The organism is Liquorilactobacillus ghanensis DSM 18630, from assembly GCF_001435235.1.
Taxonomy (GTDB): domain Bacteria; phylum Bacillota; class Bacilli; order Lactobacillales; family Lactobacillaceae; genus Liquorilactobacillus; species Liquorilactobacillus ghanensis.
On sequence record NZ_AZGB01000009.1, the window covers coordinates 186,126 to 202,229 of the forward strand.

13 protein-coding genes and 1 pseudogene are annotated in these 16,104 nt (G+C 31.4%); 3 read left to right on the forward strand and 11 right to left on the reverse strand.

Annotated features, from left to right (window positions below):
- Positions 1-8: 8 nt before the first annotated feature.
- The 3 genes from FC89_RS03770 to FC89_RS03780 form a co-directional block, all read right to left on the reverse strand.
- Positions 9-872 carry an ABC transporter substrate-binding protein gene (locus tag FC89_RS03770; RefSeq protein ID WP_057871214.1) on the reverse strand — a complete coding sequence of 288 codons (864 nt, stop codon included), beginning with the start codon at positions 870-872 and terminating at the stop codon, positions 9-11.
- 27 nt (positions 873-899) lie between these two features.
- Positions 900-2,456 carry an HAL/PAL/TAL family ammonia-lyase gene (locus FC89_RS03775; RefSeq protein WP_057871215.1) on the reverse strand — a complete coding sequence of 519 codons (1,557 nt, stop codon included), beginning with the start codon at positions 2,454-2,456 and terminating at the stop codon, positions 900-902.
- A 729-nt stretch (positions 2,457-3,185) separates the two neighbouring features.
- Positions 3,186-3,773 (reverse strand): DUF4230 domain-containing protein, encoded by a 588-nt coding sequence (locus tag FC89_RS03780; protein ID WP_057871216.1) that lies wholly within the window; start codon positions 3,771-3,773, stop codon positions 3,186-3,188.
- 340 nt (positions 3,774-4,113) lie between these two features.
- Here FC89_RS03780 and FC89_RS03785 point away from each other — a divergent pair, with 340 nt between their 5' ends.
- Positions 4,114-4,905, forward strand: coding sequence for a metallophosphoesterase (locus tag FC89_RS03785; protein WP_057871217.1), 792 nt, complete (start codon positions 4,114-4,116; stop codon positions 4,903-4,905).
- A gap of 161 nt (positions 4,906-5,066) precedes the next feature.
- On the opposite strand, the pseudogene FC89_RS03790 reads toward FC89_RS03785, so the two are convergent.
- The 3 genes and pseudogenes from FC89_RS03790 to FC89_RS03800 form a co-directional block, all read right to left on the reverse strand.
- Positions 5,067-5,887: pseudogene (locus FC89_RS03790) on the reverse strand (PTS system mannose/fructose/sorbose family transporter subunit IID).
- Entirely contained in the window at positions 5,862-6,680 is an 819-nt protein-coding gene (locus FC89_RS03795; RefSeq protein ID WP_057871218.1) for a PTS sugar transporter subunit IIC, read from the reverse strand. Before FC89_RS03795 ends, FC89_RS03790 begins: the two are co-directional and overlap by 26 nt.
- Before the next feature lie 16 nt (positions 6,681-6,696).
- Positions 6,697-7,605: a PTS sugar transporter subunit IIAB gene (locus FC89_RS03800; RefSeq protein ID WP_235804373.1), complete on the reverse strand. Its 909-nt coding sequence runs from the start codon at positions 7,603-7,605 to the stop codon at positions 6,697-6,699.
- A 233-nt stretch (positions 7,606-7,838) separates the two neighbouring features.
- Between FC89_RS03800 and FC89_RS03805 the strand changes: the two genes are divergently transcribed.
- Positions 7,839-9,065, forward strand: a complete 1,227-nt coding sequence (locus FC89_RS03805; RefSeq protein ID WP_057871219.1) for an alpha-L-fucosidase — start codon at positions 7,839-7,841, stop codon at positions 9,063-9,065.
- Positions 9,066-9,089: 24 nt separating this feature from the next.
- The gene (locus FC89_RS03810; RefSeq protein ID WP_057871220.1) at positions 9,090-9,827 is read left to right on the forward strand and encodes a GntR family transcriptional regulator; all 738 of its coding nucleotides are present in this window, start codon (positions 9,090-9,092) and stop codon (positions 9,825-9,827) included.
- 212 nt (positions 9,828-10,039) lie between these two features.
- On the opposite strand, the gene FC89_RS03815 is transcribed toward FC89_RS03810, so the two are convergent.
- The 5 genes from FC89_RS03815 to FC89_RS03840 form a co-directional block, all read right to left on the reverse strand.
- Complete coding sequence (locus FC89_RS03815) at positions 10,040-10,561, reverse strand: 2'-5' RNA ligase family protein (RefSeq protein WP_057871221.1); 522 nt, start codon at positions 10,559-10,561, stop codon at positions 10,040-10,042.
- Positions 10,562-10,899: 338 nt separating this feature from the next.
- Positions 10,900-11,148, reverse strand: a complete 249-nt coding sequence (locus FC89_RS12990; RefSeq protein WP_057871222.1) for a CRISPR-associated endonuclease Cas2 — start codon at positions 11,146-11,148, stop codon at positions 10,900-10,902.
- A 397-nt stretch (positions 11,149-11,545) separates the two neighbouring features.
- Complete coding sequence (locus FC89_RS03830; protein WP_057871224.1) at positions 11,546-14,443, reverse strand: glycoside hydrolase family 3 C-terminal domain-containing protein; 2,898 nt, start codon at positions 14,441-14,443, stop codon at positions 11,546-11,548.
- A gap of 147 nt (positions 14,444-14,590) precedes the next feature.
- A complete protein-coding gene (locus FC89_RS03835) occupies positions 14,591-15,604 on the reverse strand; it encodes a glycosyltransferase family 2 protein (RefSeq protein WP_057871225.1) in 1,014 nt (337 codons plus the stop codon).
- Positions 15,605-15,612: 8 nt separating this feature from the next.
- Positions 15,613-16,026: a hypothetical protein gene (locus FC89_RS03840; RefSeq protein WP_235804377.1), complete on the reverse strand. Its 414-nt coding sequence runs from the start codon at positions 16,024-16,026 to the stop codon at positions 15,613-15,615.
- Positions 16,027-16,104: the final 78 nt, after the last annotated feature.

Below are 16,104 nucleotides of genomic sequence, written 5' to 3' on the forward strand. Positions count from 1 at the left end.
CCTCACTTTCATTTATAAACATCATATTTAAACCATTTCTTTGAAATTTTTGAAAGAGTTCCATCTTTTTTCAGTGAATCCATCGCTTTTTGAACTGAATTCTGTAATTTTTTATCGTTCTTTCGGAATGCAATACCATAAGGCTCTTTTATATTCAAAACCTTTTTAGAATAGGTTCCCGGCACTTTCTGCATGTAGTAGTTAGCTACTTCAAAATCATCAACATATGCATAAATACGTTTATTAGCCAAATCCTGTAAAGCTAACGTTGCCGAATCATATTTTTTAACTTCTTTGACACCTGGTATCTTGCTAACTCGATCTACAATTGCCTGAGCTCCTGCTTGTACTCCAACTATTTTCCCTTTAAGACTATTTAAATCTTTAACATTTTTTATATTGCTAGTCTTTTTATTAAGAATGATCGTCACCCCACCATTAAAATATGGTTTAGAAAACGAAACTGATTTTGCTCTTTCTTTTGTAATTCCCATAGCCGACAAAATCATGTCAAATTTTTTTGATTGCAAAGATGGAATAATTCCATCCCAATCTGTCGGTGTATTTTTTATTTTTACTCCTAATCTGGCTGCCAAGGCTTTATCCACATCAATATCAAAACCTGTTAAATTTCCATTTCCATCTTTAAAGTCCATTGGGGGATAAGCATCATCAATTCCATTCTTTATTTCACCAGCATCTTTTATTCTTTTTGGCAATAATGCATGTAATTTTTTATTTTCTTTTACACTACCTACCTTTTTTATTGAAACTGTAGAATCTTGGCGGCTACTCTTAGAACTGCATCCGGCTACAAAAATGGTTAGCAGACACATGGCAACCATAACGATCAGAATTCGCTTTTTTTTCATACGCATTTTCTCTCCTTCTAAATACCCTTAATCATTTTCAATCTCACTAGTCACGAGATCTATAATTTTAGAGTTACTCAACATCACTTTTAATCGCTCAATGTCTTCATAAAATAATCTATCATTCTTTATTGGAGACACTTTTTCTGCCATCAAACCCAAAACTTTTTGAATTATTGGAGCTAAACTTTTTTCATCCATAAACGATAAACCTTGTTTACAAATCAAGAACCATATTGCTGTTATGTACTCCAACTTTTCAGTCATTTTATAAAATCTTTTAGCAACTGAATATGCAAAAGTTACAACATCTTCTTGATCAGCAGACATAGTATTATTTGAAATATTGCTTGGTGTAGCCAAGGCCTTCATATCATTTAATAAACCCGCTAATGTGTAATGAACAATCATTAATCCATTATTTAAACCAGGATTATTAATTAAAAAAGCTGGAAATCCACTTAGCTCAGTATCTAAAAAACGATTTGAAATTCTTTCGATATAATTTGTCAGATAAACTGTTGCAATCGATAAGGCATTTAAATGCAAAGAAACATATGAAGCATCAAAATTACCGTTCATTCTGACGTAATACTTATTTTCTTTTGAGATTATAACTGGATTATCGCTGACACTTGTTAGTTCTTCATAAACGCTTTGAATAGTTTCTTTAAAAATCCTGTCAAAAGCACCTAATACTTGCGGAAGGGTTCTCAAAGATAACGGATCCTGAGTTCTTTTATTTTTCGTTTTAGTCAAGTTGGAACTTCCATGTAGTAATTTAGTTATAAAACTGGCAACTTCAACTTGTTCAGCATGATTTTTTAGACTAAGCACATCAACATCCAACTCATTAACAGAACCTTGCAACCCTTCAAAACTTAGAGCCGAACCAATTTTAATATTTTCAAAATTAATATACATATTGTAAATGGACAAAATAGCAATACCAGTTACAGAAGTAGTTCCGCTTACTAACGAAAGAGCTTCCTTTCGCTTTAATGAGGAAAGCTTAATTTTATTTCTTTCAAAAACTGTTTTACTGTTTACCAACTTCCCTTTAACATAAATTTTTCCTTCCCCAATCAATGTCAAAAACATATGCGCTTCAACTGATAAATAGCCGACAGAACCTTCCGAAGGTGCGTATGGATATATACCTTTATTCAACATATCTTTTATTACTAGCAAAGTTTCAATCGATACTCCTGAATATCCCCTTCCAAGGTTTAGTAGAACCATTAGCATAATTGCTCTAGTTTCTAGAAAACTTAATGGTTCACCAATTGCAACAGCATGGGATCTTAAAATGTTTTTTTGAAATGTCTCCTCTTGTTTACTTGTTATTATTTCTTCGCAATTATCTCCTAAACCCGTGTTAATACCATAAAGTTTTTCTTTTCTTCCTACTTTCTCTAATGCTCTATAAGAACTATTTACTTTTTCGATGTATTCATCCGAAAAAGATACTTTTGCCTTATATTTAGCCACCGCTATGAATTCAGTTAATGAAATATTTGAATTTTTTAAAATTACTTCTTTTAAATTCTTTTCTTGTCCATCAAAAAGTGACTGAAACTCCAAGTTACCACTCCTTTGCTGTTTCACAACTGTCTTCAACAATCTTAGATAATTCATTAATGAAGTTATCATTTATAGAGCTTGATTAATGCTTTCATTCTTTGATTATTGATCATAATCTACTTTTATACTTAAATCAATCCAATGATTTGATTTTGATTAAAAAGAAATTAAATATGCATTTGCTGTTAATTAAAAAAAGTAATATTGACATATACTTACTAAAAGAAACATCAAAAATATCATTTACTAGCAATTAAAAGCTTTTATTATTTAATCCAACACTTAGCAATTGTTCTTTGTTAGCTTGCTGAATCAGCTTAATTCAAGCCTCTTTGCATAAAAATTGCCCAGTAACTTTAATTAATTACTGGACAATCCTTCAAAAGAGTTATTTTTCTATTTCTAAAATTGAAGTAAACTATGAAGACTTTGTATAATCCACAGTGTCACATGCACATATCTCTAACGATCTTACTATTGTTAATATCAAAAAACTCGTTTCAGAAAAGTCTTGTTTGACTTTGACTGAAGCGAGTTCTCCTTATAAAATTAAATTTTTATGCTGAACTTGAAAATAGCTTAATTAACGCTAGATCTGTTCCGATCAGAAAATAATAATTAAAAGCAACATCAAGACCACCGCTAATTATAAAAGCAATACTACTGATTTTTAATGGACATTATTAAAACTGACACCGTATTTTTAATCGTAATGTTTTTTGCTTGTCATTATGAAAAGACACATTTTACTTTGACATTATCCCTTGCAAACATTTGCGTTAATGTTTTCCTGGCACTTGACTTGGCTGATGCAATTACATCCGGTTTAGCCAAAATATCTTTTTTCACTTCATCAGCAGCTTGCTGTTCAACTTTCAGCCCTTTATCATCACTGTCTTTAACAAAAATCGAGTTATGAACTTTATAATAATCATAATTCATATGATATTTAGAATCCTTCAATAATAATTTAATTTCAGGCTGGGGCATCTGAACAGTTAGCGTTTTATCAGCCGCATTGTAATTGCTGTGAGCCTTATCCAAATCATAGTAAACCTGGGCCTTAAAATGAAATATATACAATGAGGTTTCTTTGCCAACCTTGATTCCTAAAAACGAACCACTTTCAGCTTGATTCACCGTTTTATCATAGAAGACATTTTCAACATCTAATTGACCAATATCTTTTACTGAATAATTAGCAGTAGATGTTTGTTCTTCAACAGCTGCATGCTGATGCTGATAAAATAGATACCCGCCTCCAAAAATAACAATAGCTAATAATATCCAAAAGATAATCTGCTGAATTTTTTTCATTATTTTCCTCTCAACGTTCATTTAATAGTAAGTTCCTAGTTTATAAGCCTAAATTGCCGTATAACTAAAGTCAAATTTCAATTGGAAAGCGGCACGGTGATAAATTAGTAAAAATCAAGCAGTTTCCATTTTAATACTTTTAGTTGCTTTTTCCAATCACTTAAATACCTTTACTTACATTTAAAGATACTCAAAAACACAAATTTCAGCTAATATAGAACAAATATCCGAAATTTGAATTTTAATTTTTTAGTACAATTTTTGTTGAATCATAATATAATAAATTATGTAAGAGACTAGATTCATATATTCCGACATTTCAAAGGAGTAGCAATATAAAATGGCACAATTTTATGCAATGAGTGATATCCATGGACATTATACTGAGTTGCTGAGCTCTCTAGAAAATGTAAATTTAAATCCCAAAAATAATAAATTAATTTTCCTTGGAGATTATGTTGATAATGGAAAATATTCCTACCAAGTTCTGAATAAGCTTAGACAACTGGAAATGAAATATCCACAACAAGTTACTACACTATTAGGTAATCACGACGAATGGTTTTATGATTGGTTATTTACCCCAAATTCGAGTTTCAATTTTAACGATTTTTTTGAAACTATTAATAGTTTTATTGGCATTGAAAGATATTCAGAATTATTCTTTACTACACAAGAAGATGAGTCACCAAAATTGGATAATTTAATTCGCCATGATATTTTACAAGCTGAAAAGAATCATTTATTACTTAACTGGTTTAAACAAAAGTATCAAGATAAACGTTATTTTGTTACTGAAAGTCAAATTTTTGTTCATGCTGGAATTGACGAGGAGATGGGTAAATTTTGGGAAACTGGAACAGCCGAGGAAATTTTCACTAATAAATATCCATCAACTACCGGTGAATTTTTTAAAACTATTATTTCCGGTCACGTCCATTCTGATGAAGTTGCTCAAAATGCCGCTTACTTAGGGAAAGTATTTTGGGATAAACAAAGTCATTTTTTCATCGATGGAAATACTGACAATAGCAATGTTATACCAATATTAAAATATGATACTGAGGAAAAAAGTTACTCTAGTTATAAATTAGGGAATAATAATTCATGGACGGAATATCGCATCAAATAATTGGAAATTACTTAACTATGTAAATTTTTACCAACCACACTATTACAAAATGTCAATAATTGTTGATACGCTCACAATTATCGACATTTTTTCTTTATTAAATTTTCAAACCGTAACCTAGCCTAACTAATTTTTAGAATTACGCTCAATAGTTAAACTGACTATTTACTTAATATCCCTAAACCACCTAAAATTATACCTACTATCATAGTTAAGACGATTAATCTAGTTGAATTCATTTTCTTTTTACCTAACAACCAGTAACTGAGCAAAACCAACACTATCGGAACTAACGACGGCATAATTTCATCAAGTACTGTCTGTGCCTTCAAAGTAACTTTTCCCATTTCAAAAACAAGCGGAACTTTAGTTGAAACAACATTAGGAATTAATCCCCCAACAACAGTAACACCTAATAAAATGGCAGCATCTGTAATTCGATTTAATTTATTTTCTGTTGAAGAAATTAATTTTTCTCCTTGAAGATATCCTAATGGCATCAAACCAAATCTTAGGAATAAAACCATAAAATTAACGAATAACCATAGTAAAGCTCCGACTGGATTTCCTTTCAAACCCATATAAGATCCAATTGATCCAAAAATTGTGGGAAGAATCACTCCAATGATTGTGTCACCGACACCTGCAAATGGTCCCATTAAGCCAGTTTTTAACCCGATAACAGCATTTTTAGCTTTAATTCCACTTTTTTTTCTAAAGCAATATCCATTCCAACGATAAAGCCACCCACATAAGCATTAGTATTAAAAAATTGGTTATGAATTGACATCATTTCAATAAAATCATCTTTTTCAGGATATATTTTTTTCAAAATTGGCAACATTGTATATAAATATCCCGTTGACATCATTCGTTCATAATTCCAACAAATCTGACTAGACCATAGCCATCTCCAATTAGTACGAAAAATATCTTTCTTGGTTATTAAAGGTTCGTTAATCTTCGTATTCTCCATTGTCATATTCGTTTTCCTCCTTTAAACTTTTTTTCTTGGTTGCAACATTTTCATTATTTTCAATTTGAGACGTTGCATCACGATTATAATAAATAAGTGCCATTGCAGCTCCGACCAAAGCTATCCCTAACATTGGAATCTTTAAATAAGCAGCGGCTACAAAACCAATTATAAAATAGGCAAGAAAACGTTTTGTAGGTAAAAATCTAAGTAAAATTGCTATTCCGACTACTGGTAAAATACCACCAGCTGTAGAAAGTCCTGTAGTCAACCATTGAGGTAATGCGTTTACAACTGATTTGACAAATTTACTGCCAACAATTAACATGATGAATACTGGAATCGCTCTTGATAATCCCCAAGGGAAAACACCATAAACTATATTATGAGCAACTTTTTTATCATTCCCCTGTTGAATATACTTATCAACTCGATGTAAGAAGAAAGTATTAATAAATCTGGCTAAAACATCTAATTGAACCATTAATAATCCTACCGGAACTGCTAGACCAATCGCAAAATCAATGCCTTTGTTAGTCATCACAGCATAAGCAGTTCCAATAATTGCACCTGTCATAAAGTCAGGCATACTTGCTCCACCATACGTGCCAACTCCTAAAACCATCAACTGTAATGTCGCACCTACAACTAATCCTGTTTTTAAATCACCCATAATTATTCCTGCTACAAATCCAATCAGCAAAGGATAATTACATAGAATTCCAACTGTTATTTGGTCAATAATCATCCAGAAAGCAAGCATCGTTAATAATAATATTTGCCACCATGCTATAGTCATTGAATATTACTTCCTTTCATATTCTTTTTATTAAATCCTCTCTGCTGTCGGATGGTACCATTTGATGAAAGATTTTAATTCCCCTTGAATTAAAATCGCGAAAAATTTTTTCGTCTTCACTTGTCAAAGCAACGCTCTTAAAAACCTGCTTTGCTTCAGCTGTCATTGAAAGATTGCCTACATTTATTTCAGAAAAGTTAACTCCAAAATTAATTAAGTTTTTAAGCATAAGCGGATCCTTAACTAATACTAAAACTCTCTGATCTGCATATAAATTTTTTTTAATTCGTTCAGCTGCTCCCGCAGAAGTCAATATACTCAGATGTACTCCTGCAGGTCGAGCAGTTCTTAACGCCAATTTTTGAATATTGTCCTTTACTATTCCGTCATCTACAACCATAATTCTGTCCAGATTTAATTCATGAGCCCACATTGTAGCCACTTGTCCATGAATCAAACGAGAATCAATTCTAACGTAAAACTTGCCTTTACTATTTTTATTTGATTCCTTATTTTTATTAGAAATTATCACTTCCTCAATCGGATCATTTGCATCAATTTCTTTTAAAAAACTTCGATTTTGTTTTAAAGCATCTGTTATTTCAGTTCCTGTTGCTAAAGTTAAAATCAAACTTAATGAAAGTCCTGCGAAAATTCGCACAAATCGATACTTTTGCTTAAAAATTAAAGCTGCATTCGCCGGAGTACCGTTAAAAATATCAGTAATTATCATAATGGATTCATCTTTAGGCACTTGCTCACAAATGTCTTGATAAGCTTTTACTACATCTTCAACACCCATCGGATCTTCAAAAGAAACTATTTTAAAATCACTTAGTTTCCCCGTAATTAGCTCACAATTATGCAGTGTTGCCGCTGCATAATTACCATGACTTGCAAAATGTACATAAATATCATCTCCCATTTTTATACTTAACGTGTTAACCTTAGGGACAACTAAATATTAGCATTCAATTATTGTAAAATCAATAAATATATAAAACAAAATAAGCACGATAGATTCCTTTAATACCAGCATTAATCCAAAAAAGATTGTTTAACAAAATCTGAAAATCAATATACTAATTTAATGATTAATAATAGCAATTTAAAACTTAACGTGTTAATATAATAAAAGAAAATTAGGAAGTGAAATAAATGACTTTACAAAGAATTACAGACTATGAAAATCTTGGTATTGGACTATTTATTCATTGGGGACTTTATTCTCAACTTGGTATGGGTGAATGGACTGAATTATTGCACAAAAGAGATAAAAAATCCTACGAAAAATTAAAAGAGTCCTTTACTGCTGAGGAATTCAATCCTAAAGAAATTGTTAATACTGCTAAAAAGCTTGGTGCTAAATACATTGTTTTAACAACAAAACATCATGAAGGATTTTATTTATATGACACAAAAGGATTAAGTAACTTTGATGCATTGCACTCACCTGCCAAGAGAGACTTAATTCGCGAATTCATTGAAGCATGCAATGATGCAAAGATAAAACCATTTCTTTATGTAGCAACCTATGATTGGCACTCTGAATTATATGAAAAAGATTTTAATAAGTATCTGGATTACCTTCAAAGTTCAGTCGAAATTCTATGTAAAAATTATGGAAAAATTGGTGGGTTTTGGTTTGATGGTAACTGGAATAAAAAAGAAGCTGATTGGCATTTAAATGACCTCTACGGCATGATTCGACACTATCAACCTAATGCTATAATTATTAATAATACTGGGCTTAAAAATCGTGGTAAAGTAAGTAATCCAGAAATCGATGCTGTTACTTATGAGCGCGGTTTTCCCCCAAAAATTAATCATAGTGGGCAAAAAAAATATGTTGCCGGGGAAATGTCTTTAACACTTAATAAACATTGGGGAATAGCACTCAATGATTTAGATTACAAGGCTCCGCGAGAGATCATAGAAAGTATTGCACATGCTAGACAGGTTGGAGCAAATATTCTCATTAATGTTGGCCTAACAGGAACTGGTAAAATACCAGCACTATGCGAAAATTATTTAATTTTAATTGGTAAGTGGACGTCAATGGTTGGTAATGTGTTATATTATGGTAAGATTGTTGATGTAAAGGCAAGACACCCTAAAGATTTCGCACTCAAAATGAATGACAGTCTTTATCTGTTTATTTTTGATCTTCAAATTCGAGGAAATGAAAATGTTGTTTTAGGTGGTGAAAAATCCAGCACACGAATTTTCGATAATATAAATAAGAAAATCAATAAAATAACCTGGCTGGATAATAATGAAACCTTAAAGTTTTCTCAAAACATTTCACATCAAACATTAGCTGTAGATGCCTCTGGGTTTGATTATGGAACAAATTGGGTCGTTAGAGTTGCCAAACTAACTTAAATTTTTATTAGGTGAGGAAACTAAATGTTGGTGGCAAAATATAAAGAAATTTCTGAAATTTTAGTTGAAGAATTAAAAAAAGGTCAATTAAGACCAGGTGATCGTTTTTATAGTGAAGCTGAATTAAAAAAAAGATTTAACGTCAGCTCAACAACAGCAGTGAAAGTATTAAATTACCTCGAAAGTAAAAACATAGTAACTAGAGTCCAAGGGAAAGGAACTTTTGTTGCTAAAGAAAGTCATAAAAACATTGTCTTACTAACCGATTTAAATTTAGCAAATGGGAAACCGGAAAATGTCAAAGTACTATCTGTAAAAATTGATAATAATTCAAAAATTAAAAAAATTATGTCACTAAAAGCTGATGATAACTACGTTAAAATTAGAAGATTACGTTTTTTTAGTGAAAAAGTAGTGCAGTACTCAATTAGTTTTATTAATCAAAACTTTATTGATTTAAGCTTAATAAACAAATTGGAAGCTTTTACTTCAATATATCAAAGAATACGAAACGATAGCGGCATTGACCCTTATTTGTTAATTTATTCGCAAAAAACGGTTGGAAAAATTGTTGAAGACGAGGATATCTTAAAATACTTTCCAGATCAAAAATCACCTTCTACTTTCATTAAACAAGAACGATCGACCTATCTTCCTTTTGCCCAATCTGCACTTTTAGAATATACAATTAGTTATAAGCTACCTGAATTTTGGGGAATCCAAGTTGATGCATCAACACTTTCTAATAATACTAAACTTTAGATCTACAAATATTTATTATAAAAAACGGTCGTGATTAATCGAAATAATGACTAATTCCGGCCGTTTTAATTTGCATTTCTCTAAAGTTAAATATGACCCACTGAGGGTACTATGAAAACTGCATTTACATTCTTTTAAAGTTAGATACGATTCATTCTTAATAAATAAAAACAATTACCAGCTACTTAATAGTATAATAGAACTTATTTAATCTACCGAGACGTAATTAGTTTCTTACTAAATATCTCCTTAGAATCCCCGTTAGCTAATATCTCTTCCACGGAAATGCTTTTAACCTTTGCGGTAATACTGTTACCTCTTTTATTTAACTCCTTTGCTAGGGAAAAAGCTCTTTCTCGCTGTAATCCTTGCGCAACAGTAATATGTGGGATATATTTTTTACTTTTCAGTTCATACGAAGAAAATAGCTCATTATCATAAAGTCTTCGGTGAAGTTCCCTTATATCACGCTCATTTTTCCCAATTTCTAACCAAACATACCCATTTTTATAATCACCAGATACTCTAGAAATATCAATCGAAAACGATGACATATTCTGACTAGTTTTACAAAGCACATCAAATATTAAGCTATTCTGTAAAGTACTTTTAAATGGAAAAACTAAAGAAATATGCGGTCTTATGTGCATATATAGCGAATCATACTTTTGTCGAATTTCCTGCACTAGCTTTATATTATCAAATTCAGGAAATATTAGAATTGAACGCTCCAACTACCTCACCTCTGTATAATAATTAATTAGTTCCGAAGGATTTATTAACAATGGTACCTTCACACTTGACTTACACCTTTCAGAAATACTAATAATACTATTGACTAAATAAAATGAACTAACATTCAAAAAAATAATCTTTGGTGTTTTGTCAATAACTTTCTTCTCCTCTACATCAATATCTGCAGAACTTGATTTACATTCCTCTAAAGTTAAATATGATCAGCATCCCTTGAAAATAGCATAAGATCAGTACTTCTTGCCACGCTTTCTGTCTATCACATTTTTTCGTCTCCACATTTATATAGTACTTTTTTCTATATCTACTTTCAAAACTGTCAACATAGGGTTTTTAACATCTGTCGCGGTAATAATGCACTATGACAGGTCGACAGACCTATTATCTTAAAAAAATTAGAAGTAGCTGCTGATGTATCCATTCCAATGAATTGTTTTGTCAACCAATTTTTATTTCTGTTTTTAAAGATAATTACAGAGTCTTTATCATCTCTAATCCAGTTATTGAATTCTACTGTTAATTTTTGGAGTTGAGATTTTGTCAATTCACCCTCAAAAACTGAAGGCATTATTTTGCTCACCCAAAATTACAGTACTGCGCGAAAATTTTGCCTGCGGGAAATAGACTGATAGTGTTTTTCTTATATAGCTGATTAAAGATGTCTGCGTCAACAGGTGATAAGCCAGATTTAAGTAGATATAAAAACGCAGCATGATAATCTATGTTTAATTTTACAGGGTCATGTTGTTGTGAAATAAACTTCAATCGAATAGAAAATTTCATAACTTTAATATCGCCTCCTTAATATAAATTTATTATATAATCATGTTTTAATTTTATCATAAAATATCCTCGCTAAGTATTACCTTAAAGTGAAAAAATTATTTAAAACATTGTCTTTCGAATTCTAATTAGGCACAAAAATAGCCCTGATTTGCTAAAATCATCAGAGCTATTTTCAATAATTATCTATTGAATTTTCTTCGATATAGTACAACTACCAAGCATTGTAAAGCAACTAACACTATAGCTACAATAATATCGTATTTGATTAATGTTTTTTGCCACGGTAATTTCAAACTATCACCTTTTTGATAATTTTTATATGCGCTACTATTAACCACTGTATACAAAATATTATGCGAAGCATTTCTCATAGCCTTAACAGTACCTGATTTTTTAGTATTCACAATTGCTGATCCACTTTCACCAGTGGTTGAGAGCATGAGATCATTGCCGTTTTTAATTGCATTATTACCACTCATATACCCATATCCACCAAAATAATCAGTTTCAACCATCCCATGAAATCCCCATTCTCCACGAAGTACTTTTTGCAACAATACATCATTTGCGCCACTCCATTTATCTCCAATATAATTAAATGATGACATTGCTGCTGATGCTTTTCCATCTTTAACCGCAATTTCAAATGGTTTTAGATAGATTTCACGAATTGCTTGTTCAGAAGACCATGTTAACAATTTATTAAGACGATTTGTTTCTTGATCATTCATTGCAAAATGTTTCATATATGCATAAACACCATAATGTTTTGCTCCAAGAATTTCATTAGCGGCCATATCACCAGACAAGGTACTGTCTTCAGAATAGTACTCAAAGTTCCTTCCTGCTAAAGCATTACGATGAATATTCATTGCTGGACCATACCAACCTGAAACTCCTAGTTCATTCCCCTGTTTCCCCATTACCTTGCCACGACTATTTGCAAGTTTCGTATTCCACGTAGCTGCAATCATTGTCGCTACCGGGAATGTCGTTGCTTTAATAGGGATAATAAAACTGGTAAAACCAGAAGGTCCATCAAAATCATAGGTATGAGCCTTTTTAATCGATCCAATAGAAACTGTTTGATACCCTCCATAAGTTATTAATCTATTCATGTCTTTAATAGATAATTGATCTAACAGTTTATCCCAATTCTTGTCATTATAACTTTTTCCTCGAAGATCTGCTAATTCAAGAGAACCTTTTTTACCTGTAACAGGCATCTTTTCATTAGTACCATTGTCTTTCGCAGTAGATAAAGCAACCAAATTTGATTTTTGTTTGTTAGTTAACTTTTCTGTTTTAGGTGCAGCTGTAGCTTGTTTATAATTAGCAAAATTATCTTTGCGGCTTAAATAATTAACATCACCACTAGCATCCGCAAATTTATTTGTTGCTACTTTTTTATCAGAAGATCTTTTATTATTCTTATTATACACAACAGTTTGCGCCACATTATAATCTTTTGAGTCTAATACTTTATGTGAATTTTCCTTGATTTGAATTTGATAATCACCTTGATCTAAAACATAAGCGCCACCATTTTTTTCACTATATGATGACATATCAGAGCGTTTAAGCTTAAAATTCAAAGTTTGACTAGCACCCGGCTGTAATTTTTTAGTCTTCTTGAAACTCAATAAATTAGTCGCTGCCTTTTCGGTATCATTATTATTATATGGAGCTGTATAGTAAGCTTGAACTACATCTTTACCCGCAGTTTTCCCAGTGTTTTTAACCGTTACGGTAAATTTTATACTTCCATCCATTGATTGTTTTAAATTACTCATCTTCTGTGTAAAAGTAGTGTAACTCATACCATAGCCAAATGGATACTGCACAGCCTGTTCATATCCTTTTTCGTTACCTTTATAATACGTTTCATAAAATTTATACCCTACATAAATATTCTCAGAGTAATTTACAAAACTATACTTTCCGTTTGAATACTTAAAGTCTCCAAAATTATTAAAAGATGGTGAATTTTTTATATTATATGCATAAGTATCAACGGTACGTCCTGACGGATTAACTTTTCCTCGCAAAACTTGACCCAGAGCTGAAAAACCTTTTTCCCCCGGTCCTGCCATCCACAAGGCACTTTTTATATGATCATACTTATTCAGCCAGCCAAGTTCCATTGGATTTGCAGAATTAACTAAAACAATTACATTCTTAAAATTTGAATTAACCATTTTTAACATATCACGCTCTGATTTGGTTAATTGTAGGTATGTATCACCTTTTTTAAAATCCCCCTTATTTCCCTTGTACGTAACTCCTTTAGCCTTAACGTCTTTAGGTAAATCTGCTCCTTCTCCCCCTGGGCGTGCGATTACAACTAAAGCGGTATTTGAAAATGCCTTTGAATTGGCTATTAGTTTTTTAGAATATTGACTACGCGCAGGTTCTGGCAGTGTCCAGTCTTGAGCCATCATTGAAAGTGTTGGTCGCTTAGTCCTATACTTGGTATAGAATTTGTTTAAAGAATTATTAGTTTTAAACCCCGATGATTTCAAGCCTTGATAAATATTAACTGAATTAGCAGAAGCTGAACCCCCAGATCCAGTGCCACCATAAATTGGATTAGTAGATGCCCATCCAAAAACATTAATATTTTTTTGGCTTTTAAGTGGCAAGTAATTATTTGTGTTTTTTAATAAAACAGTTCCTTCTTCACTAATATCTTGTGCAACATTATCACCTTGCTTAAGAGTTGCTTCACTTACTGACCCCATCCTTGCGTAATTCAAATTAATTAAGCTTGATAGCGGTTCCAAAAGAACGATATTTAAAGTTAAAACTATCGCCACTAAAAGAATAATACCAGATTCCCATTTTAACCAAAATTTAAATTGGGGATCGCGCTTTCTAAATACAATCAACAAAATTATAATTACTACTAATAGTAGTAATATGGGAATAAGATACTTAGCAACTTTATTCACGGTCACCATAATATCTGCCATTGTAACTACTCCGCCAGAAAGTAATCCGTGTAAATACCAACCTCCACCACCAATTATCACTATTGCTATAATAAGAGAAATAATAAGACCACGATGTTTTTTCATTTTTTCTTGTCCTTCCCTATAAATTGTAAATGTAACTGCTTACTTTTTTATTTTAAGCAAAAAACAATAAACTTTGGTGCTTTTTTCATAACCTGTCGTTTTTGCTTCACACTTTGTCCTTAATATTATCTAATAACTAAAATTCGCTTAATTAAAACCATAAACTTTTCGCGCTATACGATAAATACTCATCGCTGTTTTTCTTCCAACTTCTCCTGGTAAATTAACACCAATTCCAAATACCCGATGTCGCATTTTTTTATACAACACTTCATCTTTCCGCTTAATAAAATTCCAGAGAGATTTTTTAAGTTGTAAACTTCGTAAGGAATTCTCTTTTAGTAAAAGTATTGATGAAATTGTTGTTATAATTTCAACATATCTCCCCATGTATTTTCCAACAGAAGTATCAGGATCCACATTGTCCGTATAGAAATTTATCATTTGCCGATTAATAGCCAATTGTTGATCAATTTTACCAATCATTACTTGCTCATTAACCGATTGATCTTCACGCCCAATAAAATAGTGATATAAATTCAGATCAAGGTAATATATTTTTTTTACATAAATTAAAGGCTCAAATACATAAATATTATCAACGTAAAAACTATGTTGTGGCAATTTCAATTTGGCTTTATTCTTTAAAATATCAGTTCTATAAATAACCGAATGCATTAAAAGATATTTACCAACCGAAAAATGTAAATTGTCCCATGATAATATTTGATTAGTTGGAATCCTAGGATAATTAATAATTTTTTTATGCTTACTTCCTTGTTTGTCATAAATATAATTACTGATTATCATATCGATACTTTTTATCCTTGAAATATTAGATCGAAGAAAATTTAATACTTGATGCAAAGCTTGAATATCAAGCCAATCATCACTATCAACTATTTTTACATATGTTGCCACTACTTTTTTTAACCCATTGTTAATGGCCTCTCCATGCCCACCATTTTTTTGGTGAATTGCAGTTACAATTTGTGGAAATTCTTTTGCATACCAATCAATTATTTTTCCAGTTTTATCAATCGAACCATCATCTACCAAGATAATTTGAATTTCATTACCACCTAAAATAAGCGAATTAATGCAACGTTCCATAAAATCTTCTGCATTATAACAAGGAACAATGACACTTAATAATTTCATATTCTCCCCTACTTCATAATCACAAATTTCATCATTGGATAATTAATAACAACTTGGACGATAATATTAACAATATTTGCCACTGTTGGTGCCCATCCCCCCATAATTGGTGCTAACTGTTTAATAACATAGGGTGGCAACCAGACTGATATAATTCCAGCAACTATAACTGTTAAAACATACCAAAAAATAACTTTACGAATTTGGACGGTTGCACCAAAAACTACTTTGCGTTGAACGAAAAAATTAACAAATTGTGCGCAAATATATGCCAGTAAAAAACTCAAAAAACCACCTAAACCGCCTTGAGCAGTACCATAATCAAAAATCCACCAATGAAAATATCCATCTACTTTTTTGAATAAAAGCCCTGTACTTATCCATAACATTAAAAAATTTGTAATAGTTGCAACATTACTCATAATATTAAATACTATAAATTCATATAAATCTGGATGGTTATTTTTGAATTTTTTTACTGCACTCACAATATTTGTCAC